The following is a 384-nucleotide window of genomic DNA, read 5'->3' on the forward strand; positions in this document are numbered from 1 at the left end:
GGGCGGGAGGAGCGCCAGGGCGCGGAAAGGGCCGCGGCAGCGATGGGGCCGAACATCGTGCGCGTTGCCGAGCTCGAGAACCGGGCAGCGCACCGCTATCGGGCCGACGTCGAAAAGCGGATGCAAGCCGATACGATCGAGGTGGTGGATATCTCGGACAAGGCGAAGGCAGCTTTGGGCGCGGTCCGATCCGCCAGGAATGACAGTGATCGGGCGGCAGCCTATAAGACCATCGCCACCAACCCTGAGATCAATCAGGAGATAACGACGTTCAGAGCATCGGTCGAAGCCCGTTTCGGTGAAGAAGGAGCACGCGCCATGCTGCGCGCCTCAGCCGCCGGTGAAAGGTTCCAGCACCCCTCCGTGCCAAAATCGGCCGAGGCG

The 384-nt window shown here is 64.6% G+C and carries 1 protein-coding gene; it reads left to right on the forward strand.

All coding sequences use genetic code 11. From position 1 onward, the window contains the following. Nucleotides 1-42: 42 nt before the first annotated feature. Nucleotides 43-384 (forward strand): hypothetical protein (locus EN780_RS38435; protein ID WP_133373057.1); only part of this gene is annotated, 342 nt, incomplete at its 3' end.

The sequence above is a fragment of the Mesorhizobium sp. M4B.F.Ca.ET.089.01.1.1 genome (genome assembly GCF_004022605.1).
Taxonomy (GTDB): Bacteria; Pseudomonadota; Alphaproteobacteria; order Rhizobiales; family Rhizobiaceae; genus Mesorhizobium; species Mesorhizobium abyssinicae.